The sequence below is a fragment of the Candidatus Dormiibacterota bacterium genome (genome assembly GCA_035544955.1).
Lineage (GTDB): Bacteria > Chloroflexota > Dormibacteria > CF-121 > CF-121 > CF-13.
Map to the genome: position 1 here is coordinate 106,075 of DASZZN010000007.1, position 25,110 is coordinate 131,184.

Annotated in this window: 22 protein-coding genes; 8 read left to right on the forward strand and 14 right to left on the reverse strand. The window is 65.1% G+C overall.

Features of this window, described 5'->3' with window-relative positions:
• The first annotated feature begins 94 nt into the window (after window positions 1-94).
• Entirely contained in the window at window positions 95-895 is an 801-nt protein-coding gene (locus tag VHK65_01950; protein HVS04912.1) for a CHAP domain-containing protein, read from the forward strand.
• 91 nt (window positions 896-986) lie between these two features.
• Here the strand turns inward: VHK65_01950 and VHK65_01955 are convergent, their stop codons facing one another.
• Both VHK65_01955 and VHK65_01960 read right to left on the reverse strand, forming a co-directional pair.
• Entirely contained in the window at window positions 987-1,508 is a 522-nt protein-coding gene (locus VHK65_01955) for an NYN domain-containing protein (GenBank protein HVS04913.1), read from the reverse strand.
• 2 nt (window positions 1,509-1,510) lie between these two features.
• Window positions 1,511-2,125 (reverse strand): helix-turn-helix transcriptional regulator, encoded by a 615-nt coding sequence (locus VHK65_01960; GenBank protein ID HVS04914.1) that lies wholly within the window; start codon window positions 2,123-2,125, stop codon window positions 1,511-1,513.
• 146 nt (window positions 2,126-2,271) lie between these two features.
• Between VHK65_01960 and VHK65_01965 the strand changes: the two genes are divergently transcribed.
• Window positions 2,272-3,894, forward strand: coding sequence for an APC family permease (locus VHK65_01965; protein HVS04915.1), 1,623 nt, complete (start codon window positions 2,272-2,274; stop codon window positions 3,892-3,894).
• Between the two features lie 162 nt (window positions 3,895-4,056).
• Here the strand turns inward: VHK65_01965 and rlmB are convergent, their stop codons facing one another.
• Genes rlmB through ispD (VHK65_01985) form a run of 4 tightly spaced genes read right to left on the reverse strand, consistent with a single transcriptional unit; the run spans window position 4,057 to window position 7,345 of the window.
• A complete protein-coding gene (rlmB, locus tag VHK65_01970) occupies window positions 4,057-4,803 on the reverse strand; it encodes a 23S rRNA (guanosine(2251)-2'-O)-methyltransferase RlmB (protein HVS04916.1) in 747 nt (248 codons plus the stop codon).
• Window positions 4,804-4,806: 3 nt separating this feature from the next.
• The gene (gene cysS / locus VHK65_01975) at window positions 4,807-6,183 is read right to left on the reverse strand and encodes a cysteine--tRNA ligase (GenBank protein HVS04917.1); all 1,377 of its coding nucleotides are present in this window, start codon (window positions 6,181-6,183) and stop codon (window positions 4,807-4,809) included.
• Window positions 6,180-6,656 (reverse strand): 2-C-methyl-D-erythritol 2,4-cyclodiphosphate synthase, encoded by a 477-nt coding sequence (ispF, locus tag VHK65_01980; protein ID HVS04918.1) that lies wholly within the window; start codon window positions 6,654-6,656, stop codon window positions 6,180-6,182. Before ispF ends, cysS begins: the two co-directional genes overlap by 4 nt.
• Window positions 6,647-7,345, reverse strand: a complete 699-nt coding sequence (gene ispD / locus VHK65_01985) for a 2-C-methyl-D-erythritol 4-phosphate cytidylyltransferase (GenBank protein HVS04919.1) — start codon at window positions 7,343-7,345, stop codon at window positions 6,647-6,649. The genes ispF and ispD (VHK65_01985) overlap by 10 nt, the downstream gene beginning before the upstream one ends.
• A gap of 108 nt (window positions 7,346-7,453) precedes the next feature.
• Between ispD (VHK65_01985) and VHK65_01990 the strand changes: the two genes are divergently transcribed.
• From VHK65_01990 to VHK65_02000, 3 genes are all read left to right on the forward strand, one after another.
• Window positions 7,454-8,866, forward strand: a complete 1,413-nt coding sequence (locus VHK65_01990; protein ID HVS04920.1) for a sensor domain-containing protein — start codon at window positions 7,454-7,456, stop codon at window positions 8,864-8,866.
• A 3-nt stretch (window positions 8,867-8,869) separates the two neighbouring features.
• A complete protein-coding gene (locus tag VHK65_01995) occupies window positions 8,870-9,559 on the forward strand; it encodes a response regulator transcription factor (protein HVS04921.1) in 690 nt (229 codons plus the stop codon).
• A gap of 109 nt (window positions 9,560-9,668) precedes the next feature.
• Window positions 9,669-11,810, forward strand: coding sequence for an MMPL family transporter (locus tag VHK65_02000; GenBank protein ID HVS04922.1), 2,142 nt, complete (start codon window positions 9,669-9,671; stop codon window positions 11,808-11,810).
• Between the two features lies 1 nt (window position 11,811).
• On the opposite strand, the gene VHK65_02005 is transcribed toward VHK65_02000, so the two are convergent.
• Window positions 11,812-12,630: a methyltransferase domain-containing protein gene (locus VHK65_02005; GenBank protein ID HVS04923.1), complete on the reverse strand. Its 819-nt coding sequence runs from the start codon at window positions 12,628-12,630 to the stop codon at window positions 11,812-11,814.
• A gap of 30 nt (window positions 12,631-12,660) precedes the next feature.
• Between VHK65_02005 and VHK65_02010 the strand changes: the two genes are divergently transcribed.
• Window positions 12,661-13,869, forward strand: coding sequence for an MFS transporter (locus VHK65_02010; GenBank protein HVS04924.1), 1,209 nt, complete (start codon window positions 12,661-12,663; stop codon window positions 13,867-13,869).
• Here the strand turns inward: VHK65_02010 and VHK65_02015 are convergent.
• The 7 genes from VHK65_02015 to VHK65_02045 all read right to left on the reverse strand — a co-directional run bounded on the left by VHK65_02015 (window position 13,852) and on the right by VHK65_02045 (window position 21,840).
• Complete coding sequence (locus VHK65_02015) at window positions 13,852-14,895, reverse strand: hypothetical protein (protein HVS04925.1); 1,044 nt, start codon at window positions 14,893-14,895, stop codon at window positions 13,852-13,854. The genes VHK65_02010 and VHK65_02015 overlap by 18 nt on opposite strands.
• Before the next feature lie 183 nt (window positions 14,896-15,078).
• Window positions 15,079-15,792: a 2-C-methyl-D-erythritol 4-phosphate cytidylyltransferase gene (gene ispD, locus VHK65_02020; protein HVS04926.1), complete on the reverse strand. Its 714-nt coding sequence runs from the start codon at window positions 15,790-15,792 to the stop codon at window positions 15,079-15,081.
• The gene (locus tag VHK65_02025) at window positions 15,789-16,022 is read right to left on the reverse strand and encodes a 2-C-methyl-D-erythritol 4-phosphate cytidylyltransferase (protein ID HVS04927.1); all 234 of its coding nucleotides are present in this window, start codon (window positions 16,020-16,022) and stop codon (window positions 15,789-15,791) included. The genes ispD (VHK65_02020) and VHK65_02025 overlap by 4 nt, the downstream gene beginning before the upstream one ends.
• 214 nt (window positions 16,023-16,236) lie before the next feature.
• The gene (locus VHK65_02030) at window positions 16,237-17,355 is read right to left on the reverse strand and encodes a PIN domain-containing protein (GenBank protein ID HVS04928.1); all 1,119 of its coding nucleotides are present in this window, start codon (window positions 17,353-17,355) and stop codon (window positions 16,237-16,239) included.
• A 167-nt stretch (window positions 17,356-17,522) separates the two neighbouring features.
• Window positions 17,523-18,896, reverse strand: a complete 1,374-nt coding sequence (gene radA, locus VHK65_02035; protein HVS04929.1) for a DNA repair protein RadA — start codon at window positions 18,894-18,896, stop codon at window positions 17,523-17,525.
• 89 nt (window positions 18,897-18,985) lie between these two features.
• A complete protein-coding gene (locus VHK65_02040; GenBank protein HVS04930.1) occupies window positions 18,986-19,576 on the reverse strand; it encodes a YdeI/OmpD-associated family protein in 591 nt (196 codons plus the stop codon).
• A gap of 65 nt (window positions 19,577-19,641) precedes the next feature.
• The gene (locus VHK65_02045; GenBank protein ID HVS04931.1) at window positions 19,642-21,840 is read right to left on the reverse strand and encodes a hypothetical protein; all 2,199 of its coding nucleotides are present in this window, start codon (window positions 21,838-21,840) and stop codon (window positions 19,642-19,644) included.
• Window positions 21,841-21,962: 122 nt separating this feature from the next.
• Here VHK65_02045 and VHK65_02050 point away from each other — a divergent pair, with 122 nt between their 5' ends.
• Together VHK65_02050 and VHK65_02055 are read left to right on the forward strand one after the other, a co-directional pair.
• A complete protein-coding gene (locus VHK65_02050; GenBank protein ID HVS04932.1) occupies window positions 21,963-22,793 on the forward strand; it encodes a TIGR03560 family F420-dependent LLM class oxidoreductase in 831 nt (276 codons plus the stop codon).
• A 147-nt stretch (window positions 22,794-22,940) separates the two neighbouring features.
• A complete protein-coding gene (locus tag VHK65_02055) occupies window positions 22,941-24,686 on the forward strand; it encodes a hypothetical protein (GenBank protein ID HVS04933.1) in 1,746 nt (581 codons plus the stop codon).
• The last annotated feature ends 424 nt before the right edge of the window (window positions 24,687-25,110 follow it).

Below are 25,110 nucleotides of genomic sequence, written 5' to 3' on the forward strand. Positions count from 1 at the left end.
GCGATGCCATCGGCGCGCACCCTCCGTTGTATCGACAGCGGACGGGGAGGCAAATACCGCGCAACGCGCGCGATGAAGAGGTGGCATCAGCCCTATGGATCGCGACAGGTTCAGCGTGCGCAAGGCGTTGTCGGCGGTAATGGGAGCGACGGTGCTCCTGGTAGGGGTTCCGGCACTTTCGGTCAGCGCCGCGGGAGTCGATGACTACCCCTATCGCGGGACCGTCAACAAACTCGATCCCTGGGGTTTCTACACTGGGTACTGCACCTCGTTCGCCGCGTTCCGGCTGAGCCAGGAAGGGGTCCGTTTGCACGGTGCGTCGCTGCAAGGCCCGAATGGGAAGAGCGCGTTCTTCGGTAACGGCGGATCGTGGGATGCAGCGGCGGCATCGATCGGCTATGTCGTCGATAGTCATCCGACCGTCGGCTCGGTGGCCGTCTGGCACGGCGGGGAGGGCGGTGCCTGGTGGGGCGGCCACGTCGCGTACGTTATGGCCGTCGACGCCGCTGGCAACGCGACCGTTGAGGAGTACAACTGGTCCAACTACCTGCGGTACGGGCAGCGCACGGTGCGGGCACCTCGCTACATCCACTTCGCCGCGCTCGCGGTACGGCCGATCTCCTACCCGGTGCCGACCCCACCGGCGCAACCGGCCGGACATCCGTATTTCACCATCGACACCGTCCGGCAGCGGTCTGGTCCCGGCACGGGCTATAGCACGCTAGGCATGCTACCGGCGCGCCATCGGATCATGATCGTTTGCCAGGTCCGCTCCGCCAGCGTCATCAACGGCACCGCCATCTGGGACCGCCTTAGCGACGGCACGTATGTGACCGACTACTACACGACGACGCCGGCCTTCAACCGCTTCAGTCCCGGCCTTTCGAGCTGCTAGGTCCAGCCAGCAGAAAAGAGGGCCGCTTCGCGCGGCCCTCTTTCCTATTTCTCCGTAATTAGCCGTCCCCGGCGTGGAAGGGACGGCGTGACTAGGTTGGTTCACCTCGCCGCAGACGGTCGAGACGTTCACGGGTTTTCGGGTCGAGGCGATCCTCGAGCCGGCGGGCAATGTCGGAACGTGCACGGTTGTCTCCTATCTGCCGGTCGCGGCTCGCCAGCACGGCATCCACCTGGCCCTTGAGGGTCAGCGCCGAGACGGTCTTGATCTGCCGGCCAAGCGCGAGGTCGCGTTGGAGCGCGTCGGAGGTGGCGACCGTAACCTCGTCGCTCGCTTTTGCTTCGAAGAGCAGCCGCTCGATGACATGATCTGCGCTCGTCTTTCGCCCTGAGTAGACGACTTGCACGCCGCTCACCGTCTGCTCCGATGCCTCGGCGTCGGGGCGGCGATGCGAGTCGAACACCACCGTGACCTTCTGCCGCGTCATCGCCGCGTAGTCCGCCAGCGTCGCGATCAGGAGCTCACGCGCGTCCTGCAGGTTCACATCTTTGACCGCGGAGAGCTCGGGCCAGGCAAAGATGATGTTGTAGCCGTCGACGATCAGTCGCTCCACCTCTATAAGCCGAGCCGCGACGCCGAGCGAACGAGCTCGACCTTGGCCTTCAGTCCGAGCTTGCTGCAGACGTTGGCGACGTGCGTCTCGACGGTGCGCTCGCCGATGTGCAGCTGCTCGCCGATCTCGCGGGCGGTATAGCCCTGCGCGGCGAGCGCCGCGACCTCCCGCTCGCGCCTGGTCAGTGTCTCGACACCGGTGCGACTCGTGAACTCGGTCCGCTTTCCCGGAGTCTGCCGGGCGAGCAGGTCAGCGAGGCTGCCCGCATAGAGGCGGACCACCAGGCCCAACACGAGATAGGCGGTCGCCTCCGACACGCCGGTCGCCAGACTCACGCTGCCCAGCGCGGTGGTGAGCACCAGTTGACCGAGCCCGACCACCGCCACCGCCAGGGCGAGCCGGTCGGATAGGAGCCAGACGGCAGCCAGCAGGGGGATCAGACCCAGGGCGGTCAGCGCAACCTGGACCGGCGTGAGCAGGTCGCCGGCGAGGACCAACAGGAGCGCCACAATGCAGCCGGCCGCAACCGCGATTTCCTCTGGCCGGCCGGCCAGGGCAAAGGGACCTGGCAGAACACGAGCCAGGCTCGAACCGCGTTTGCTCTCAGGCGTGGCCACACAACCCTCCGCGAGCAATCCTACGACGAGTCCCCGTACTCGGTGCGGAAGAGGGGGCGAGTACGGATTCGGCCGTTCTCCGTACAACAATCCGTACTGAGTACGGTGAGCCGTCTCGCGATCAGGACCTACGTTGAGAAGCGCCAATGCAGCCACCAGCAGACGGGCACCTCCCAGCGGAAGGAATCTCCGGGAGCGAGCTCCGGCGCGACGTTTCCGTGTGGGGCTCGTACATGTGGGGCTATGCGGCCGTTGGCGCAGATATCTACACCGCGTTGGGGATCATCACCCTGGCCGCCCTCGGCCTGGCGCCGCTGGCTTTCCTGGCGGCAGGCCTTGTCTTCGCCCTGGTCGGCCTGTGTTACGCGGAGCTGGCGTCTGCCTATCCGCTGGCGGGCGGCGGCCAGTACTTCACGCTGCGCGGGCTCGGGGACCTCGCAGGATTGGTGGCCGGCGCTGCCCTGGTGCTCGATTACACGATCGACATCTCACTGTTCACGGTGGTCGCTTTTGGGTATTTCAACTACTTCCTGCCGTGGGTCACGCTCGGGCGTCACACCACTGATTTCACCGTGACCATCGGGCCGATCAATCTCGCCTGGTTATGGTTGGTCGAATCGATAGCGGGGATCGCGCTCTTGATCTGGCTCAACGTCCGCGGCATAAAGGTGTCGACGAACTTCAACGAGGTCATCGGGACGATCGCGATCATTGCCCAGAGCATCATCGTCCTCGCCGGCTTCGTGTTGGTCTGGCGGCCGGAGATCGTGTCCCACGAGTTTCTCTTCGATCGTCCGTCGCTGAGCCAATTCGCCTTCGGCTCGTCACTGGCCATCATCGCCTTCGTCGGGCTGGAGACAATCTCCCAAGTTGCCCAGGAAACGCGCCGACCGGCGACGATCATCCCGCGCACCTCGATCGGCCTCGTCATCTCGGTCCTGCTGTTCGCCATGGCGTTCTCGGTCCTCGCCATCGGGCTCGTCAAGCCGACGGATTTCTACGGCCACGAGGGCGATCCGGTGTCGCTTATCGCCGCCCACATCCCAATCATCGGTGTGGTCGCGGCCCCATTGACCGCCCTCATCGGTTTCCTCATCGTGTTCATCTCGGCCAACTCGGGCATGGTCAGCTCGTCGCGCCTGAGCTACTCGATGAGCCAATTCGATCTGCTGCCGCATTGGTTTGCCCAGGTCAACAAGCGATTCGCCACCCCGGCCCGAGCCGTGATGGTATTCGGCGTGGTCGCGCTCTTGCAGACGGTCTTCGCCTTTTTCACACCGGGACCGTCAGGTAAGAACGCCGCCATCGATGTCCTGGCCGATCTTTACGCCTTCGGCGCCACCACCGGCTACTTGCTGGTGTTCATCTCCCTATTTGTGCTGCGCCTCAAGGATCCGTTCACCCCGCGACCGTACAAGATGCCACTCAACATCCGGATCACCTATCGCGGGAACCCGGTCTGGTTTCCCGTCCTCGGTGTGCTCGGCTTCCTCGGCGTCCTCTTCTTCCTCGTCATGGTGCTCCTGACCCACCACTACGCGCGCATCATCGGCCCGCTGTGGGTGCTGGCCGCCGTCGTGCTGTTCATCCTCTACCGACGGAAGCGCGGCCTGCCGATGTTCAAGACGCTCCCGCGTGACTGGGAAACGGCCACCAAGCGGGTGCTGCTCGAGGCCGAAGAGTTCAAGTCCCTCGAGGAATATGAAGCCGCCCTCAACGAGCATCGGGCGCGAACCGGCGGTACGAACCTGCCTGGGGCGCGCCCGTGAGCGATCTAAAGAGCGTCGTCATCGCCGCGGAGGCGGTGGTCCTGCTCGTGGTCAGCTTCGCCGACGTCGTAAGCGGTCAGTTCCTGGGTGCGGCCATCCTTTTGGGGATCGCCTGGCTGTCTGCCGCGTGCGCCTGGGCGCTCTGGCCGGCCACGAGCCGAATTATCGGCCTCGCTGGCGAAGCACCTCGTACAGCAGGATCGAGCCGGCGACCGCGGCGTTGAGCGAGCTGACTTTGCCGAGCATTGGTAGGCGGACGAGGGCATCGGCCTTTTTGCGCAGCAAATCATGCAGCCCCTCCCCTTCGGCGCCGATCACGAGCACCAGTGGGCGCCGGTAGTCGAACTCCGTGTAGAGCGTGGGCGCGTCGCCGCTGAGGCCAACGATCCAGAAGCCGAGAGCTTTGAGGGTCTCGGTCGCCTGCGCAAGGTTCGCGACGCGGGCATAGCGCAGGTGCTCGGCGGCCCCGGCTGATGCCTTCACTACCGATGGCGTCACTTCCGGGGACCGGTTGTGCGAGGTCACGATCCCGCCCACGCCGGTCGCCTCCGCCGTGCGGCTGATCGTGCCCAGGTTCTGCGGATCCTGCAGGCTGTCGAGCATCAGCAGCACCGCGTCGGGGCGTTCGGCCAGCGCTTCGCGAGCCATCGGTTCGAGCTCCCAGTACTTTCGCGGACCGACATAGGCGACCACGCCCTGGTGGGCCTCCGAGTGCGCGATGTCGTCCAACTTTCGGCGGTCGGCGGGCTCGATCGTCACGTGGCGGCCCGCGGCAAGTTGCCGTAGCTCCTTCAGCCTCGGTTCCTCCCGAAGGCCGTCGGCCAGCAGCAGCCGCTTTACCGGCCGCCCGGCGCGGAATGCCTCGAGCACCGGATTGCGGCCGTAAATGATGTCAGGCGGCCGAGGCATGGACTACCGGATCCGTTTCCAGCGGGTGCCGTCCTTGGTGTCGTCCAGCTGGATTCCCATCGCAAGCAGCTGTTTGCGGATCTCGTCCGAGCGGGCAAAGTCGCGCCGCTCCCTGGCTATCCGCCGCTCGGCGATTAGCTTGTCGACGTCAGCATCGACGGCCTCGGGGAAGTCGATGACATCGAGGATGCCGTTCGCATGGCGGAGTAGCGCCATCGCGCCGGCGCGCTCCTCCGACGTCGCCTTTCCCGACTCGAGCCGTGGGTTGAAGGCCTTGATGAATTCGAAGAGATGGCCGACGGCCGCCGGCAGATTGAGGTCGTCGATGAGAGCCTCATCCCAGCGGCTTCGAATCTCGCCAGTCGGTTCCGCCTCCGCCACGCTCCCAAGCCGCACGGCGAACTCATCCAGGCGCTTGACTGAACTGTCCGCCGCCTTGAGCAGCTCGGGCGAAAAGGCCAGCGGGCTCCGATAGTGGGCTCCCGTCAGTAGTGCATATCGGATGGCGCGTGGCGCATATCCCTCGGCTAGCAGATCGCGAACCGTGGAAAAGTTCTTGAGGCGTTTCGACATCTTTTCGCCGGTCGAGTCCTGCAGGTGTTGCGCGTGCAGCCAGTAGCGTACAAACGGCTTTCCGGTGGCGCCCTCGCTCTGCGCGATCTCGTCCTCGTGGTGGGGAAAGATCAGGTCGATCCCGCCGGCGTGAATGTCGAGCGACTCCCCCAGGTACTGCATGCTCATCGCGGAGCATTCGATGTGCCAGCCGGGCCGTCCCGCGCCCAGCGGCGTTTCCCAGGATTGCTCCCCGGGCTTGCGCGCCTTCCAGAGGGCGAAGTCCCTGGGATCGTCCTTGCCGTATTCATCGACATCGACCCGCGCACCCGCCTTGAGGCCACTGACATCGAGGTGGGCCAGGGCGCCGTAGCGAGGAAAGGTCGAAATCCGAAAGTACGTCGACCCGTCGGCGACATACGTGTGGCCGTTCTCGGTGAGGCGTTCGATCAGCGACACCATCTCGAAAATGTGCTGCGTCGCGCGCGGGTAGTGCTCGGCCCGCCGGATCCGCAGCGTGTCGAGGTCCTCGAAAAAGGCCTCGATGTACTGCTCAGTGAAATCGTCGATCGTCTGGCCGCGCTCCGCGGACTTCTTGATGATGCGGTCCTCGACATCGGTCAGGTTCATCACCTGGGTGACCCGGTACCCCTGTTGCAGGAACACGCGGCGCAGCAGGTCCTCGAAGAGAAAGGTGCGGAAGTTGCCGATGTGTGAGTAGTCGTGGACAGTCGGGCCGCAGGTATACATCCGGACGTGGCCTGGCTCGATCGAGACGAACTCTTCCACCTGGCCGCTCATCGTGTTGTGCAGGCGCAGCGGCGTCATGGAATCTCTCGAAGCAGCGCCACCGCCTGGGCGGCGAGGGCCTCGCCCTTGCCGATGGGCCCGACGTGATCGGTCGTGGTCGCCTTGAGGCCGACCGCCGCCGGGTCGATGCCGAGCACACCCGCGAGGTTGTTCCGGATGGCCTCACGGTATGGCGTGAGCCGGGGGACCTGGGCGAGCAGCGTGACGTCGACGTTCTCCACCTGCCATTTGGCACGCCGGCAGTGATCCGCCACCTCGCGCAGCAAGTCCAGGCTGCGCGCATCCTTGTATTTCGGGTCGTCGTCGGGAAAGAGGGTGCCAATATCTCCGATGCCTGCGGCCCCGCAGAGGGCATCGATCAGCGCGTGGCAGATGACATCGGCGTCGCTGTGGCCGGTCAATCCCATATCCCACGGAAGCTCGACACCGCCAAGCACCAACTTGCGACCCACCACCAGCCGGTGCAGGTCGAAGCCGGTCCCTACACGCACAAGGGGTCGGTGGCCAGCAGCGCCTCCACCATCAGCGCATCCTCCCGGGTCGTGACCTTGAGGTTACGAGACGAGCCCGAGAAAACCTTGACGAGCTTACCCAGCTTCTCGATCAATTCCGCGTCGTCCTCGACGACGATCCGCTCGCGCACCGCCTTCTCGTGCGCCTCCAGGAGCCAGTCGTAGCGGAAGACCTGTGGCGTCTGGACCTGCACCAGGTCGGAGCGCTCAACGGTCCCATGGACGAAGCCGGCGCTGTCGACGTGCTTGTAAGTGTGATGGACGGGGATGGCCGCGGTTGCCGCCCCATGCTGCCGGGCGGCCTCGAGACCGGCGTGGATCAGCTCATCGCTGACCAGGGGACGGGCGCCATCGTGGACGATCACGAAATCCGGGGGATCCTGCTTCAGGCTCAACAGGCCGATGCGAACTGAGTCCTGCCGGCGCTCACCGCCAAGGCGGATGTCGATTGCCTTGCGCCAGCCGTCGCTCTCGAGTTCGCGCGTCACCTCGAGCAGGTTGCGCTGTGAGATCAAGAGCGTGATGCCGGTGATCTCCGGGCATCGGTCGAACGCTTCGAGCGTGCGGCGAATCAAGGACCGGCCTCCAACCGGCATCAGCACCCTTGCACTGGACTCCCCCTGGTGAAGCCCGGCCCCAGCTGCCGGGATGATGGCCTGTACCTGCACAGCTCACCCCTTTTTCGTAGTGGCGGATAGGTGGGTTGAAGTATACGTTCGCCGCGAACACGTCAATTCGACATAAAGTCGCGACAGGTCCGGCCTAAGCTGCCCATCATGACCGAGGCCGCGCTCAGCCTGCTGCGCGATCGCCAGACGTATCTCCGGATCGTCTACCTGCTGCTGGCCTTTCCGCTGGCGCTGACCTATTTCGTGCTGATCGTGACCGGAATCTCCGTCGGGCTGGGCCTCGCGGTGATCGGGGTCGGCCTCGCCATCCTGGCGGTGACGATGCTCGGTTGGCTGCTGGCCGCGCAGTTCGAGCGCGAACTGGCAATTCGTCTGCTGGGAGCCAAGATTCGGCCGCTATCGGTCCCCGAGCCCAAGCCGCTGGCACTTTGGCCCCGCCTGCTGAAAACTCTGCGAGAGCCGGTGACCTGGAAGAGCCTCGCCTATCTGCTGATCGAGTTCCCCTTCAGCGTGATCGCCTTTGCCCTCACGGTCGCCCTCCTGTCGGCGTCCCTGGCGATGGCCGCCGTGCCGGTAGGCTATCTCGTCTCGCTCGCCGACCCAACGATGGCGCGCAACGTCAGCATCAACATCGGCGTCAGTACGCTCACCCCGGACGGCCATCCCTTCGGCGCCTTTTTCCTCGCCACCCTTCTGATCGGAGCGGTTGGGATCTTGCTGCTCGTCGCCTCGATCGCGGGCCTCAACGGGATCGGTTGGCTCTGGGCACGCTTCGCGGAAATGATGTTGGGCGTCGACGAGAGCCGCCTGCAATTGGCCGCCGCCCAAGCCGAGGCCGATTCCCAGCGTGGTCGGGCCGAGCGGGCCGATCAGAGCCGCCGCGAAATGATCGTCAACGCATCGCACGAGCTGCGTACCCCGGTGGCGAGCATCAGCGCGCATGTCGAGTCGTTGCTCAAGCCGGACCGGCAGATGGACGCGGAAACGCGTCAGTATTTGACGGTGGTCGGCAACGAGACGGAGCGCCTCAGTTCCTTGGTCGACGACCTCCTCATCCTGGCACGCGCCGACGCCGACGAGCTGCACCTCGATGTACGGCCCACCGACGTAACGGAGGTGGTCGATCGCGTCTGTGCCGCTCTGGCGCCGCTGGCCCGGCGCGAACGCAACCTCAGCCTTGCCCACGCGAGCGCGTCGGAGCTGCCGCGCGCCCTGGCCGATCCGGACCGTCTCGCCCAGGTCCTGGGAAACCTGGTGAGGAACGCGGTCAACAACACGCCCGACGGCGGCCTGATCTCCGTCGATACGCAACTCGACGGTGACCGCGTCATGATCTCCGTTGCGGACACGGGCATCGGCATCGACGCCAAGGACCTACTACGTGTGTTCGATCGCTTCTACCGTACGGACGAATCCCGCGCACGCGATTCGGGAGGTTCCGGGCTGGGGCTGGCCATCGTCCGCGACCTGATTACCGCAATGGGTGCGACGATCAGTGCCGACAGCACCCCGGGGCACGGCAGCGTGTTTCGGATCCGGCTGCAACCTGAGGGCACCTGAGCCGTGGCATCCATCGTGATCGTCGAAGACGAGGCGGCCCTCAACGACCTGCTCCGCACCGAGCTCGAGGCGGAGGGCCACGTGGTGCGACAGGCCCGTGATGGGCCGACCGCGCTCCGCTTGGTTGCGGAGGAGGCGCCCCAGCTCCTGATCCTGGATTGGATGCTCCCCGGCCTCGATGGGCTCAGCGTCTGCCGAGAGCTCAGGAAGCGATACCTGATGCCGATCATCATGCTGACCGCCCGCTCGGAGGAAGTCGACCGCGTGCTCGGCCTGGAGGTCGGGGCCGACGACTACCTGGTCAAGCCCTTCAGCATGCGGGAACTGCTGGCGCGCACCCGAGCCGCGCTGCGCCGGGTGGAGTTGGAGGCGAGGCGGGGTCAGACCGCCGCCACCGGCGAGGAGGTCATTGTCCACGGCGCCCTGCGCGTCGATCCCACCTCCCACCGCGCCAGCATCAGTGAGACCGAGCTCGCCCTGACGCCAAAGGAGTTCGAGCTCCTGCTGCTGTTCGCGGCGAATCCCGGCCGTGCCTTCAACCGCGAGTTCTTGATCGAGCGCATCTGGGGCGGTGACTACGACGGATTCGACCGGGCGGTCGACAATCACATCCGCCGGTTGCGCGGCAAGCTGGGCGACGTCGGCGAAAAGATCGTCACCGTCTGGGGCCTCGGCTACCGCTTCATTCCCTAGCGCCGCGGTTTCGACGCAGAATCGCGGCGGATCTGGCGTCGGCCCGCCATCGGCGGTCCCCAGACTTGCCCCAGAGCCGGTAACCCGCCGGCGAATAGGAGGATGAACAATGTTCGAGCGCTGGGCGCATGTCGTGTACCGTTTCCGTTGGCCATTCCTGGCCCTTTCCGTCATCGTGCTCGCCCTCTCGGTCGTTGGCCTCGGCACGAAGGGTAACGTCGACGGCCCGCAGCCCGCGAGTCCGCTCGAATCAGACCGTGCCGCGAGCCTCGTCAGCGCTCAGCTACCGCACGCCTCCGGCACCGGCAGTTCCTTCCTGCTCCTCTTCAGCAACCATGACCTGACGGTGATGAATCCGAGCTACCAGACGGCGCTCGAGCAGGCGGTTGCTCCCCTGCGGCTCGACCCACGGGTCGTCTCGGTGGTGACTCCCTACGGCGGGTCGACTGCCGGGCTCGTTTCAAAAGATCAGCATGAGGCGGTCGCCATCGTCAACCTCAGGGATAAGAGCAAAGTGGCCAGCACCTACCTGCCACAGCTGCGCGCCATGGTCCACCCGGGAGCGCTGACGGTGCTCCTCACCGGGAATGTGCCGCTGAACAACGCGTTCAACACGACGCTCGAGGCCGACCTTCAGCGTGCCGAATTCGTCTCATTGCCGCTCGCCCTCATCCTGCTCGTCTTGATCTTCCGCAGCGCGCTCGCCGCGTTATTGCCAATCGGCGTCGGGGTGCTGACCATCCTCGGTGGTGTCGTGGGAACCCTGCTCCTCTCGAATTACACCTACGTTTCGCAGTACGCCTTCAACATCGTGACACTGATCGGGTTGGGTGTCTCGATCGACTACTCGCTGATGTTCGTCTCGCGGTTCCGTGAGGAGCTGCAAAGCGGCGCGTCGCGAGAAGCGGCGCTGGCCACGACGATGGCCACCGCAGGTCGTGCCATCACCTTCTCCGGGCTCACGGTCGCCATCGGGCTGTCCTCGCTCCTCTTCTTCAGAGGGACCTTCCTCAGCTCGATGGGGCTGGCCGGCGCGCTCGTCGTCGCGCTTGCCGTCCTCTACGGCCTGACACTGCTCCCGGCCTTGCTGGCCGTGATGGGCAACGGCGTCAACCGCTTTCGTTTGCCCTGGCAGCGGCAGAGTGGCGGCCGCCGATTCTGGTACGGCACCGCTACCCGAGTCATGCGCCGGCCCCTTATCGTTCTCGTGCCATGCTTCGCCGTGCTGCTCACGGTTGGGACGCCCTTCCTGCAGCTTCGCCTGGCCGGCATCGGCGTCGACGGTCTACCGCCCCATAACGAGGCGAGGCAGGGCTACGACAAACTGGTGGCCGACTTCGCGGGCTACGGCAACACGGAGATTCCGGTCGTGGCCTATTTCCCGAACGCCGATCCGCAGAACGGGACGTCGGCGGCCGCGGTCACCGCGTTGACGCAGCAACTGGGCGCGCTGCCCGGTGTGCTACGGGTCGATGAGCCACAGTTCGGCTCACACATCGCGCTCCTGACGGCGATCTCGAATCTTGACCCGTCGAGCGACAGCGCTCGCCACCTCGTCACGACCATCCGCGCCAACTCCCTGCCGGCGGGCGGCCAGCTGCTGGTGGCCGGCCAAACGGCGAGCGATCTGGACGTGATCGCGTTCATCACCGCGAAAATGCCATACGCGCTCGGCTTCGTCCTGCTGGTGACGTACATCGTCCTGTTCTTGATGACCCGTTCGGTCTTCCTCCCCCTCAAGGCGGTGGTCACGAACCTGCTGTCCATCTCGGCCTCGTTCGGGGCGATGGTATGGATCTTCCAGCAAGGTCACCTCAGCAACCTGCTCAACTTCACGGCACAATCGATCGACCCGAGCGTGCCGGTGATCTTGTTCGCCCTGGTGTTCGGCCTTTCGATGGATTACGAGGTGCTGCTGATCGCCCGCATCCAGGAGCGTTGGCGGGCGACCGGCGACAACACGCGCGCCGTCGCGGAGGGACTCGAGCGGAGCGGCCGCCTGATCACGGGCGCGGCCGCGATCATGATCGCGGTGTTTCTCGCGTTTGGCCTTGCCGACGTGGTCCTGATCAAGTCGATCGGCATCGGCATCGCCATTGCGATCGCGGTCGACGCCACCGTGGTGCGCGCGCTGATGGTGCCGGCCATCATGCGATTGTTGGGACCGCTCAACTGGTGGGCGCCGCGGTGGTTGGCGACGGTTGGGCGCCGTACCCGCATCAGCGAGGTGGCCGCCGAACCCGCCGCCTGATTCAGGAGCCCGCCTTGCGCGCGATGATCGACAGGTATTCGGAGTCGAGGACCAGGCTGCCGTCCGTCGCCGCATTGAGCGCGCGCATCAAGCCTGCGCCCTCGACCCGGAGCTCCTGATAGCGCTCGGGCGACAGCATCGTCCGGAGGGCGATCAGCGGCGGGTTGGTGCGCTCCCAGAAGTCGAACCCGTCTTCCGGCGAGGAAAACGAAAACCTGACCGTCTTCCGCTCGACGCGCAGCGACGAGGCCTTGCCATCGAAGCGGCGACGGACCTCTGCCTCGTCGCCCCAGGCAAATGGCGACGGAACATCGAGCCCGCCCGGGGGCGCGAGCGAGAATCGCGTGAGCAGATCGGTAAAGCTGCCCAGGAATCCGGCCTTCGAGTAGTTGGCCATCGCCACCAGGCCGCCGGGTTTCACAACGCGGAACAGCTCGGCCGCCACGCGCTCCGGCCGGGGCGCGAACATCGCCCCGAAGACCGAGGCGGCCACATTGAAGCGATCGCTGGCAAAAGGAAGCTGTTCGGCATCGGCAGCCTGCCATTCGATCGTCAGACCATCGGTCTCGGTGCGAGCACGACCGAGGTCGATCATCTTCGGTGTTAGGTCCGAGGCGATGACCCGAGCGCCCCGTCGGGCGGCGGCGATCGCGAAGTTGCCGTTGCCGGCCGCGACGTCGGCAACCTCCATTCCCGGCCGGATATCGGCCGCAGCGGCCAGTTCCTCGGCATGTGGCTGCAGGTAGGGAGCCACCTCGCGATAATCGCCGAGCGCCCACATCCAGCGGGTCGCCTCTTTCATCCGGTCAATCTGATCCACGATGCCGCCTCTCGTTCTACCATTCGGCGAGTGATCGCGCCGAAATCGTCTCGTGCCTCCGGCCGTGTCGCCTGGATCAGCGCCGGGACGCCCCTCGTGCTGTTCGTGACCTTAGGCCTTCCTGCCGGGGCGCTGGGTGTCGCCTGGCCGTACATGCGCGACTCGCTGCACGCCCCACTGGCAGGCCTTGGTCTATTGCTCGCCGCTTTTACGGCGGCATACTTCGTGGCCAGCGCCGTCAGCGGGCCGCTTGGCACCCGTGCTGGAACGCGGGCCTTGCTGATCGCGGGGTGTGGGCTGGCCGCCATTGGCTTGCTCGGCCTGTCGCTGGCGACCGGATGGTGGATGGTCCCGCTGGTCAGTCTGTTGTCTGGCGCCGGCTCCGGTTTCATCGACGCGGCCGCCAATGCTCACACCTCCCTCAACCGGGGCGTGCGCTACATGGGGTGGCTGCACGCCTCCTGGGCCGTGGGCGCCGCCCTCGGCCCAGTGGTCGTCGTGGCCTCGGTTGGTTTGACCGGGTCCTGGCGAGCGTCCTTCACGGCAATTGCGGTGGCGTTCTTCGCCGTTGGTGTTCTCGTCGCCTACCGCTCTGACGACTGGATCGATTCCGCGCCCGAGCTGAATCGACCATCGCAGGACGCCGTCGTGCAGCAATCGAGCCGCCGCAGGGTGCTCATGCTCCTTATCGGCCTCTTCGTCCTGGGTGCCGGGCTCGAGGGAACCGCGGGGGATTGGTCCTACACGCAGCTGACCGCCGGGCGGTCGCTTTCCGCCGGCCTGGCGAGCCTGGGTGCCGCCTTGTTCTGGGCTGGTCTGGCTGGGGGACGAGTTGCGCTCGGCCTGCTCGGCAATCGCGCGGCTCCGATGCGCTTGCTGGACATCAGCGTGGGGGTAGCGACCCTGGCGGCACTCGTCTTCTGGCTTGCGCCGCCGCTGGTGTCGGCATTGATCGCCCTACCAATCCTGGGGGCCGCGGTCTCCGTGATCTTTCCCCTGCTCCTCTCGATCACGCCGAGCCGGGTCGGAGCCGCGATGACGTCCCACGCGGTCGGCTATGAGCTGGCGGCCGGTACGCTGGGCGGGGGCGGCCTTCCGGCGCTGACCGGCCTCGTGCTTCAGTCCGCCGGCCTCCTATCGCTGGGTCCGCTCCTTCTGGTGATGGCCGCCGCGCTGACGTTACTGCACATCAGCAGCCGCGTCGGCACGCCGCCGGCAGGATCAGAGACCGCCCGGTAGAACGGCCGCGATTTCTCCGGGCAGCCTGACCTGCTCCGTCGTCCCTCTGACAAGATCTTCGATGGTGTAGCAACCCCCACCCTGGCAGGAAAACGCCGCATGCGTCTCGTCGAGCCACTGGCTCGGGCCGCTGCTGTAGGTTGACTTAATGGTGACCGATCCGTCGCGCCAGATCCCAGCGCCGGTTCTCGGTCCATAGATCTCACTGAAGATCACAGCGTGGCCGCTGGGCGAGAGGGCCGCCCAGTTCATCTCGCTCGCGTCGGCGTAGGTGTAGGTCGGGTTCTGCACGCTGGACCAGTCGGCGGCCATGATGCAATGGCAGCGCGCGGCGACACAGGCCGTGCCGGCCCGAGACAGGGGCCCCACCACCGGACAGGTCATCCCACCGAGATAGCCGAGGTTCTCACCGCCCGAGGAATTGACGAGTGAATACGCAGTCGCCGCGTTCGGATTCGGCGCACCAGCGAAGGCGGGCATTCGCGCCACCACGAGGTTGCCGCTGTGCCAGCCGACTGGCCATCCGTAAAGGCTCGCCGTACGCTCGACCTCAACCGGATGGCCGCCATCCCGCAGGTCCTGAACGGTCACCGTTGAGATCATCGGCCCGACATTCGACCAATCGAAGACACCGATCGCGATCCGCTGGTCATCGGGGCTGACCGAAAACACCGCGCGCGTTTTGGCCGTGGGGCTTGGCATAGAGGTAGCTAGACCCGTCGATCCGTCCCGTCCCAGGTAGCGCACGGCGGTCGGCCCATCCGGAAAATAGACCCGCGCGTTCGAGGTGCTGACAGTCGGTAGGAATGCATCGCAGCAAACACCCGCGTTGGGCAGCGCCGACTGGCGCGGATAGGCAATGAACTGGGTTGTAGGAGCGGCCATACCCGAAGGCGAGCCGCCGGCGGCGGAGCCGGGGAATGGCACAGGCTTCTGATCGCCATTGGCCGCCGTCGCCTGGGCGACCGTGCGCCCGTCAACGCCAATCAGACTGACGGTGTAATGGGCCGGGTTACTCTGGCTCATGACGACCATCAGCGGCGCGACGCCCGGCGTGGCGGAGGCGGATGGGGAAGCGGGCGGTGTTGGAGATTGCCCTGTAGCAGCAGGCGGGGCTCCAGCCGTTGCCTGGCAGCCACTCAGGAGAACGACGACGAACGGGATGATCCGGCGCACAAAGCTCCTAACGCCTTTGCGCCCGCGATGGTTTCATCCGTCGGAGGCAAACGATCCACGAGGCCGCCGGCGGGCGGCGATCGCGCCGGCACGCGCGAGATCCTCGGGCGTCGTTATCTTGATGTTGTCCGGTTCGCCTTCGAGGACGGACACGTCGCCACCGGCCCATTCGACAACCGAGGCGGTGTCCGTGCCGATGAATCCCTGACGAGCGGCCTTGTTGTGGGCCTCAAGCAGCCAGGTTGCCTGGAAAGCCTGTGGCGTCTGCACTGTCCACAGGTTAGGCGGGTATCCAGCGATCCATCCATCGGCCACCAGCGCGGTGGCTCGCCCCACCGGAAGTCCCGGGATGCATCCGACTGTATGGGCGACGCCGGCAATCAGCCGCTCAACCAGGGCAGGGCTGGCAAAGGGTCGGACGGCGTCATGGACGAGCACGGTGTCGACTTCGCCGGCGTCGATACGCGCCGCGAGCGAGCGAAGGCCGGCAAATTCGGAACGATGGCGCTGGTCGCCACCCGCCACCACCGCGGTGAGCTTCGTAAAGCGGGCGCGAAGCGACTCGCATCGGGGGAGATCCGCCTCCCGAGCGACCAGTACGACTTGCCCAACAAGCGCGATGGACTCGAAAAGCCCAAGCGAGTGCTCGAGGATCGATCGCCCGTCGACTTCCATGAACACCTTGTTGACGCGAGCCCCCATTCGCGTCCCTTGCCCTCCAGCCACGACGATGGCGGCGGCCGTCATGGCGCGGGCAACACACGCACACGGACATGGGCGGCTTCACACAACCCCATCATGTCGGTAATCGACGTCTCGGCCCCTGCCATGCGGGTCATCGCATCGACGAGCGCCTCTCGATCGAAGACCCAGGGGCCGATCACCTGGACGAGCGTTTCCCGAGGCACGGTTCGGCGCACCATCCCGTCGACAACATCTTTGACGGTATCACTCATCGGGATGGTATAAACCCCCACCCTGCCCTCCCCGAACGTCTCAAACGCTCGCCTGGCACTAAAGCGCCGCTCGCGTGGGCCGACGGGCCCGGCAAGCGGGGGAGCGTGGCTAAGGTCCGTCTGGGGCGTGGGATGCGTGTCGATGAGGATCCGTTGGGCAGCTGGGGCGTCGTGGAGGGCTTCGCCGAGGCGCGCGATGAACCCCGGGCCAGGCTCGACCGTCAGGACGGTGGTGTCAGCGACCGGTTCCGCCGCCGCCCGAGGCTCTCCGCAATGGTTTGGGCCGTCCCATGGTCGACTCGCTGGCCGGGGTGGCGAAGATCATGCGCCCAGCCGCGGTCTGCAGCACCGAGGTCACGATCACCCCGATCGTCTGGTTCATGTAGCGGCGGCCGTTCTCGACCACGATCATGGTGCCGTCATCGAGGTACGCCACGCCCTGGTTCTGCTCCTTCCCTTCCTTGATCACCTGGACGTTCATCTCCTCGCCGGGGATAACAACCGGCTTGAGCGCGTTCGCCAGGTTGTTCAGGTTGAGGATGCGCACACCCTCGAGCTGGGCCACTCGATTGAGGTTGTAGTCGTTGGTCATGATCGCGGCGTTCCGCTTCGTCGCCAGCTTGATCAACTTCATGTCGACCTCGGTCACCTCGGGCACGTCTTCGTCGATGAACTCGATGTCGACCAGTGGCTCCTTCTGCAGCATGTTGAGCACCTCCAGCCCACGCCGCCCGCGGTTTCGACGGAGCGCGTCACTGGAGTCGGCAATGTACTGGAGCTCGGCGAGCACGAAGTGCGGGACCAGCATCTTGTCCCGGAGAAAACCGGTTTGCGCGATGTCCATGATCCGGCCGTCGATGATGACGCTGGTGTCGAGAAGAACGCCGGAGTCGACCTTGTGGGCGGGGAGCGCACCGGCCGCGCGCGCCGGACCCAACACGATCGCCATCATCTCGTGGCGTCGGTTGAGGCCGAGGGTCACGCCCCAGTAGCCGAAAACCAGAGCCACGATCAAGGAGATGACAAAGCCGAGGTACCAGGGCAGCTTGGCCAGGAACAGCCCGACAAGGGCGGCCAGCAGCAGCCCAACCAACAGTCCGACGGTTGCCGCCACCAAATCTGGCAGCGGCGTCACGTTCAGCTTATTTTCGAGCCAGAAAAAGGGCTTGGTCGTAACGTACGGGAGCCCGAAGAAGCCGAAGAGTGCGCCGGCCAATGCGGTCAGCATCAGCACGATCGCTCTCAGCGTGTAACCGTCGATTTTGGCTTCCGAGATGATGAATGAGGCGTACTCGACGCCCGCTATAAGTCCAAGCAACAGGCCCAGCAGCCGGAAGACGCGTTCCACGCGCATCGCACTCACCTCCTTTTCTCAGGATGGGCGACGCAATCTCGCGCAAGCGCGCAAAGAGAACCGCCATAGTGCCCCTAATTAAACCACGAAAATTGCGCGCCCACGGAGGTTTTGGCCGCTGAGTCCATCGGCCATCTCCCACTGTCCTGCCCAGGCTGCTTTAGGTTCTAACCAAAGCAGCTGTCGAGCGCGTCCGAGATCGTGTCCGCCCGGTAGAGAGTCATGGCGGAAAGCTCGGGATCGCGCAGCTCGGCGGCGGCCGGGATCACGGCCCGCTTGAAGCCGAGGCGGTGGGATTCCAGGAGGCGGCGCTCCAGCTGGCTCACCCGGCGGACCTCGCCGCTGAGGCCGAGCTCACCGATGGCCACCAGGTCGGCCCCGGCCGGCCGGTTGCGCTTGTTGGATGCGATCGCCAGCGCGACGGCCAGGTCTGCGGCCGGCTCGGTCAGGCGTACACCGCCCGCGGCGTTGACGAAAACGTCGTCCCCGCCGAGGTCGAGGTGGGCGCGCCGCTCGAGCACCGCGATCAGCATGTGGAGCCGGTTGAGGTCGATGCCGTTGACCGACCGGCGCGGCGCGCCGAACCGGCTGGGCGTGGTCAGGCTCTGCAGCTCGACGAGAAGCGGCCGGCTGCCCTCGAGCGCGACGTGGACGACATTGCCCACCTCGCTCAGCGAGCGGTCCTGCAGGAACGCCCGACTGGGGTCGCTGACCTCGTGCATCCCGCTGTCGCGCATCTCGAAGACACCAATCTCATCGGTCGAACCAAAGCGGTTCTTCTGGCTGCGCAAGATACGGAAGCTGTGATGCCGCTCGCCCTCGAGGTAGAGCACGGTGTCGACGATGTGCTCGAGCACGCGGGGGCCGGCGATCGCGCCCTCCTTATTGACGTGGCCCACGAGGAAGATCGGGATGTGGCTGCTCTTGGCCAGCAGCATCAGCCGGCCAGCGCACTCGCGCACCTGGCTGACGCTGCCGGGCGCCGAGGTGACGCCGCCCAGGAAAACGGTCTGGATCGAGTCGATGACGGCCATCATCGGGCGCGCCTTTTCAAGATGCTCAACGATGCCGTCGAGGTCATTCTCGGCGAGCACCATCAGGCGGTCGCCCTCGATGCCAAGACGCTGCGCCCGCAGCTTCAGTTGCTGAACCGATTCCTCGCCGGACACGTAGAGCACCGGGCCGTACGAGCCGGCCACCTCGCTGGCGAGCTGCAGCAGCAGGGTCGACTTGCCAATGCCGGGGTCGCCCCCGACCAGCACCAGGGAGCCGGGCACGATGCCGCCACCCAGCACCTGGTTGAGCTCTCGCATGGCGAGCCGGAGCCGGTTGGCCTGGGTAAAGCGGACTTGCGCCAGCGGCACGGGCTGGGCGGTCGAGACGCTGACCCGCCGCGCGCCCGAGTGCGACGCCGGTTCCCCCCGGACCTGTTCCTCGACGTAACTGTTCCAGTTGCCGCACTCCGGACACCGGCCCACCCATTTCGTCGACTGGTTGCCGCACTCCTGGCAGGCGAAGATGGTACGCGGCCCGGATTTCACGCTCGCCTTTCCACCCCGGGGCTCGCTGATGTCATCTTCACGTTCGGCAGTAACTATAGGGTTGGTCTGCGACAGCTGCATGTCGCGTTCTAGCTACTGGAGCGCGGCGGGCGGCTGAGCGGTCCGACGGTCCGGCCATGCTGCGAGTCAGAGATCAGCGTCGCCAGCCGTTTCTGCCGGGTCTCCTCCCGCTTGGCGCTGATCACCCAGTAGATTGCGGTCTTCCTGTACGAGGGCGGCTGGCTCTCGAAAAACGCCCACGCCTTCTTGTTGGCGCGAAATGTCCGCTCCGCTTCGGGATCCAGTTTGGAATTCGTCCGCTGTTCGTAGCTATAGATCGCCGACCGTTCATCGGTCCGCCGCTCGAAGGCCTTGAGGCCGGCCGGTCGCATACGCCCTTGCTTGATCAACTCCCTGGCTCGGGCGATGTTGATCGCGCTCCACGTGCTGCGCGGCTTGCGAGGGGTTATCCGATTCGAATAACTAACGTCGTCGATGCCCTTGCGGACGCCGTCGATCCACCCGAAGCAGAGTTCTTCGTCGACGAGCTCCTGCCAGGTGATGCTCGGTTTTCCCGAATCACGCCGGTAGAACCCAACAAACAACTCGGTCGCGGTCGTGTGGTTGTCCTCGAGCCAGGCGCGGAGCTCAGCAGCGGTGGCGAAGAACCTGGGCTTCATCTCAGCGCCAGAATAGTGGGAGGCTGGCAGAGAGGGCCGGCGATCGCGCCGGCCCTCCTCAGCGGTTAGTCGCCCTGCTGGTTGTTCTGGTCGTTTCCCTGATCGAGCAGGTCTTCGCCTTGCTGGATCAACTGGCGCGCCTGGTGTTCGTTGATCGCCGTGCCGCCGAAGGCGGCGGCATTGAGCATGGAGATCATCTGGCCCGCGATCGTGTTCCGCTTGCTCGTCAGGGCAATCAAGCTGTTTTCGATTCGCGTGTAGGTCGCACCGTTGCCCTCGAGCGCCTTGGTCGATTGCTTCAACGTGGACAGGCCAAGCTCACCCACAGGAGCATTGATCTGCTTGTAGACCTCGCCCAACTCGCGCAGGGTCTCGCTGTGCGCCCGCAATGACTTCGGCAGCGCGCGCGAATTGATCGCCTCGACCATCACTCGACCGTCGCCGGCATAGTCGTCTTTCAGGCCAATCAGCGACAGGATCGTTGGCCGGACGTCGGCGTGGTCCGACCAGATTTCGTCTGTCCTGCCCAAGTGCTTGATCCCAGGCCCGACCATGCCGAGCCAGGTCGTTACGATCTCAGGTTGGAAGTCACCATGGTTCCAGGCAAAGGCGGAACTCTGGCTCAGGCAAGCCGTGCTTCTTTGAGCGGAAATCGGCGCGCAGGTCGGCCCACCCCGGAAGAAGAAGTAGTCAGGATTGGCGAACATCACGAGCGTCGGTGTGCGCTGCGGATCGACCGTCACCATGTGCAGGAGATTCAGTTCGACGGAATCCGCCAGCCGCTGCGTGATGACCGTCCGATGGCCGGTATTGCGATTCTGCGGATCGACAAGAGCCGCGAGATCGTGGTCGAACTGGCGGGTCACCATGGCGTCACGGGCAGGATTGTTGTCGAGGTAGATCGCGGGCGCTGTGTCCGCGTGCACCTGGAACGGCGTCGTGTTACCGGTCTCCGCAGTGAGCAGGCCGCGCAGGTTGCCACCGATCTCGCCGATCGTCGGTGTGGCAAAGCTGTGATCGTAGTTGCAGAGAACCACAACGCCGTTGCATCCGGCCGGCCTTCCCGGCCTACCGGCGTAGTGGTCGTTCTCGTCGGCGGTGAAGACGAACAGGGTGTTGCTCTTGTTGATGCCGTCGGCGGCAAGCCTGGCGAAGAACTTGCCGAAGGCCTGGTCGTATGCCTTCAGCTGGTCTTCGTAAATCTTTTCGCCGGGACCGAGAGCGCCATTGTCGCCGCCACCGGTGTGGTCACCGTGAGCGTCCGAGATGTACGCGTAGGTGATCGGGACGTTGTGCTCCTGCATCGCCGCAACGTAGGAGAGCGACTGGGCCACGGAGATGCCGCTGAACCCCGGGAAGCCGGGCGTGCCACTATCGGGATTGATCATGGTCTGATGGTTGAGGTCGGTCATGTTTCCGCTCGCATCGCGGAGGTCGGAACCAGGCGGCGCGATCACCGGAGCGACGTACTTGTGACCGAAGAGCGCCTTAAAGCCGGTGTAGCCACCGGGTTCATCCGGCAGAGCATCGATCTGCGCATGGCTTGAGCTTGCACAGACGGCCGCGCCCTGCGCGCAGTGGATCGCGATCCCGATGAAGTCGGCCGTCGCTTGATTCGAATTCGCCCCCGCTTCGATGGCCTCCGGAGAGCCGGCGCCGAAGACCGTCTTCACATTGGCGGCCGATTCGAGCTCGATGTTGGCGGTCGAAACGCCGCCGAAGTTACAACCAGCCCGCGTGTAGGGTACCCAGGGGGCTGGCGTGTTCTTGTTGCCGGCGGTCACGAGATTCGGCTTGGTGTCGGTGGGCGGCGAAGCCAGGTCGGTCCAGTACTGAAACGAGCCCGCACCGACCGACGTGCTGCCGTCGGCTGTGAAGACCCGGTAGCTGTTGGAGACCGGCATCCCGTGCCGATCGGGATAGAGACCGGTCAGGGTGGTAATGATGTCGTCCGCCGTGTGCGAGATCAGCGGGGTGTGGTGATTGGACGACAGCATGCCGTTGTTCTTGAGGAAGTTGAGCAGGTTCGGCATCTGCTCGAGGTCGGACGGCACGCTCGGATTGTCGCGAGTCAGGTGGACGTTATCGAACTGAACTTCGATCACATGCTTGATGGCGCCGTTCGCGGAGCTGAGCTGGCAGCCACTCGCGGCCGCAGCGGGAGCCGCTGCGCTGATCGACACGAATCCGGCAATGCTGGCGGGAAGCAACGCTGCCGACAGCAAGCGAGCAAGCGAACGTCCGAACGTGGGCCCAAGAGTCATGTTCCCTCCTTCCCTGAATCGATCCCCTCTGCACTCTGGCCGCGACAGCCGAAGTTTTGGCGAAAGCCAAATGAATGTTCGGTTAAGCCTCGGCGCAGACCGGTGTGTATTGTGGCAGAGAAATGCGGATTGGTCTAGACGTCGCGCAGCACCAACTCCTGTGGCCGGAGCTGGCGGAAAGAGTGCAATTCGCGGAGTCGGCTGGATTCGACGGTGCCTGGGTCTTCGACCACTTCTCTCCCCTGTACGGCGATCCGAACGGCCCGTGCCTGGAGGGCTGGACGCTCCTGGCGGGCCTCGCCGCCATCACCTCGCGGATCCGGCTCGGGGTGCTGGTGACCGGGATCACCTACCGCCATCCGACGGTCCTGGCGACCGAGGCGATCACGGTAGACCAGATCTCCAACGGGCGACTCGAGCTCGGCCTGGGCGCCGCCTGGCACCAGCCCGAGCACGAGGCGCTCGGGATTCCGTTTCCGCCGATCAAGGAGCGGGCGGAGCGCCTCGAGGAAGGCGTGCAGGTCATCCGGTTGCTGATGACGAAGGACCGCGCCAGTTTCGCAGGCCGGCATTACCAGCTCAGGAAGGCGAGCTACCACCCGCGTCCGATTCAGCGACCGCATCCGCCCATCTGGATCGGCGCAAGTGGTGAGCAATTGATGCTACCCATCGTCGCCCGCCAGGCTGACGCGTGGCACGCCTTCGGCTCCGAAGATTCGATGGTTCGCAAGTCCCGCCTGCTCGACCAGCTGGCGGACCAGGCCGGGCGGGATCCGAAAGCGATCCTTCGGTCGGCGTCCCTCTCGTTATCCGGGCCGTGGGACCAGGTCCGCCGCCGCGTCGCCCAATTGCGCGAGGGCGGATTCGGCTACCTCATTGCTGACTGGCCGTCGGAGGGCAAGGGCCGGCTCGACGCGTTTGTCGAGAAGGTCATGCCGGAACTCACCGACTAGCCCCCCGTCGCTTTTAGTTTGGCGTTAGCAAAGACATCTTTTCCGATCATTGACGACGCGCACCGACGGTGACAGACTACGGATGTTTCGCGGGGCGTGAGGCAACAGGCGCGCGGGCGCCGGCGTCACCGTGAGGGAGGGATCTTCATGAAGCACTGGCTTCGGCCTGTGTCCAAGCGGGCAATCATGAGCGTGCTTACGGCTGGACTAACGTTCTCTTTTGTCGGGCTGGCCGCGGGTGCCAGCACGGCTCCGTCGTCGTCGCCTCAGCGATTTGGCTATTCGAGCGCGCTCTGTGCCTGGCTACAGGTGCACTCAGATAAGGCCCGCGGCCTCACTTGTCCAGGGAGCGGACCAACGAGCAGTGACGCCGCCCTGAACAATCGGGCTGCAACGTCTAACCGCCACAACTCCCCGCTTGAACAATCCCGCGATGCCGGATCACGCTCGGAGGCACCGAGCTTCAACGGCAATGTCGACGCCACGAACTACAACGAGGACCTGGCGTCGGGTCAGTCCGAGACGGCCATTGGTGCCCTGGGCCGTTACGTAGCAACGGCATGGAACGATGCAACGGGGTTCATCATCGCGGACTCGACCAACCCACAGGGTTCACTCACCAGCGTCGGCTTTTCGTCTGACGGCGGGAAGAGCTTTACGGACGTAGACCTGCCCAACGACGACCCGTGTCAGCGGATCTTCGGGGACCCGGGCGTCGTCGCCTACAAAGCAAACGGGACGACGTACTTCTACGTGACCAGCCTGTACCTGCCAGAGTTCAGCGCTCGGTGCCCGAACGGCGGCAACTACAAGATCTCGTTGTCCGTAGGGACCGTGTCCGGCAACGCCATCGTGTTCGATCCCCATCCGGTGGTCGTGGCCGACGGGGGGAACTTCCAGAACTTCCCGATCAGCATCAAGGGGTTCCTGGACAAGGACTTCGCCGCCATTGATCGGTCGCGCGGAAAGCTCGTTGTCTCCTATACCTGCTTCGGTACCGGCGGAAGCGCAGCGGATGCGTGCGGTCCCAGCGATGTCGAGATCTCACTGTGCACGTTGGAGGACCCCGCCCACCCATTCTGCCGGCCTCCCGGCGGGACGAGCGGGCCGACCTACATGACCCTTGCCACAGCGCCTCCATCCCCCGCAGGCGGCCTCGAGGAGCTGGAAGGCGCCTACCCGGCGTTCAACCCCTCCGGCGACTCGTACGTGACCTGGAACCAGAACTGGTCGACGAACTACTTCGATGGTGACCCGCTGACCCATCAGATGGCCACCAAAGTCCCTGCATCGTGCCTCAACGGGGTACCTTGTGCCGCTCAGCCGATCGCCACGGTCGAGGCCGCTATCAAGTCACTCGATACGACCACCATCCCCGGTTACAACCGCGGTACCGGCCAAGACTTCCCGCGGATCGCCTATAACAAGGTCACCAATAAAGTGGTCTTCGTCTGGAACGAAGGGAACGCTCACCCACTCGGTGACATCGTGATGAAGACAGCGGATCCGACGCTTGCGAGCTTCAGCGCCAAGATCCGGGTCAATGATGACCATTCGTTCGCGCTTCACTTCCTACCGGCGGTCAGCGTCGATGCCAGTGGTAATACGAATGTCTCCTGGTATGACCGGCGCAACGCGGGCGGCACCGCGTTCACCGACGTTTATGCCGCCTCGATCGGCGCGGGCGAGGAAGGAGGCAAGAACGTCAAAGTCACCACGGTGGCAACTGAGTGGAATGACACTGGTTCGTTCAGCACCCCGAACTTTGGCGACTACACCGATAATACGAGCGACGGCAATGCGTTCTACGTCAGCTGGTCCGACGGCCGGATCGGCGTGCCGAACGCCTTTGTCGCATCCGCGCAAACAGGCGGAGGTAACGAAGGGCAGTAACCGAAACGCACCCGGCTCCAGCTCGGAGCCGGGTGCTCTCCCCCAGCGGTCTCGTTGGCGTTCGCTAGAGCACCCGGCAAAAGGTCCGCGCGGTCGCGGTCATGCTCGCGACACTACCGCGGCTGCCTCGAGCGACAACGGAGAGCGCCAGTAGCCGGCAAGAGGCTGGGGGCACTGCCGAGCGGAAGTTTCCGTCAACTCCAGCAACCGCCGACCACGATATCCTGCCCAGTCGCCCGATGAGCGTCAGCGTCACCAGCTCAGCGGGATGAAATCCGCTCCCACAGACCGAAGGGAGTACCGTTCCGATCGCCGGCACGGGTGCGAGGGGACCGCAGATCGCAATAGCAGGACGACCCGGGAACGGAACAACGGGCCGAGGTGGGGACGGTGGCATCGCCTGTTGCGGGATTGGGATGCGCGC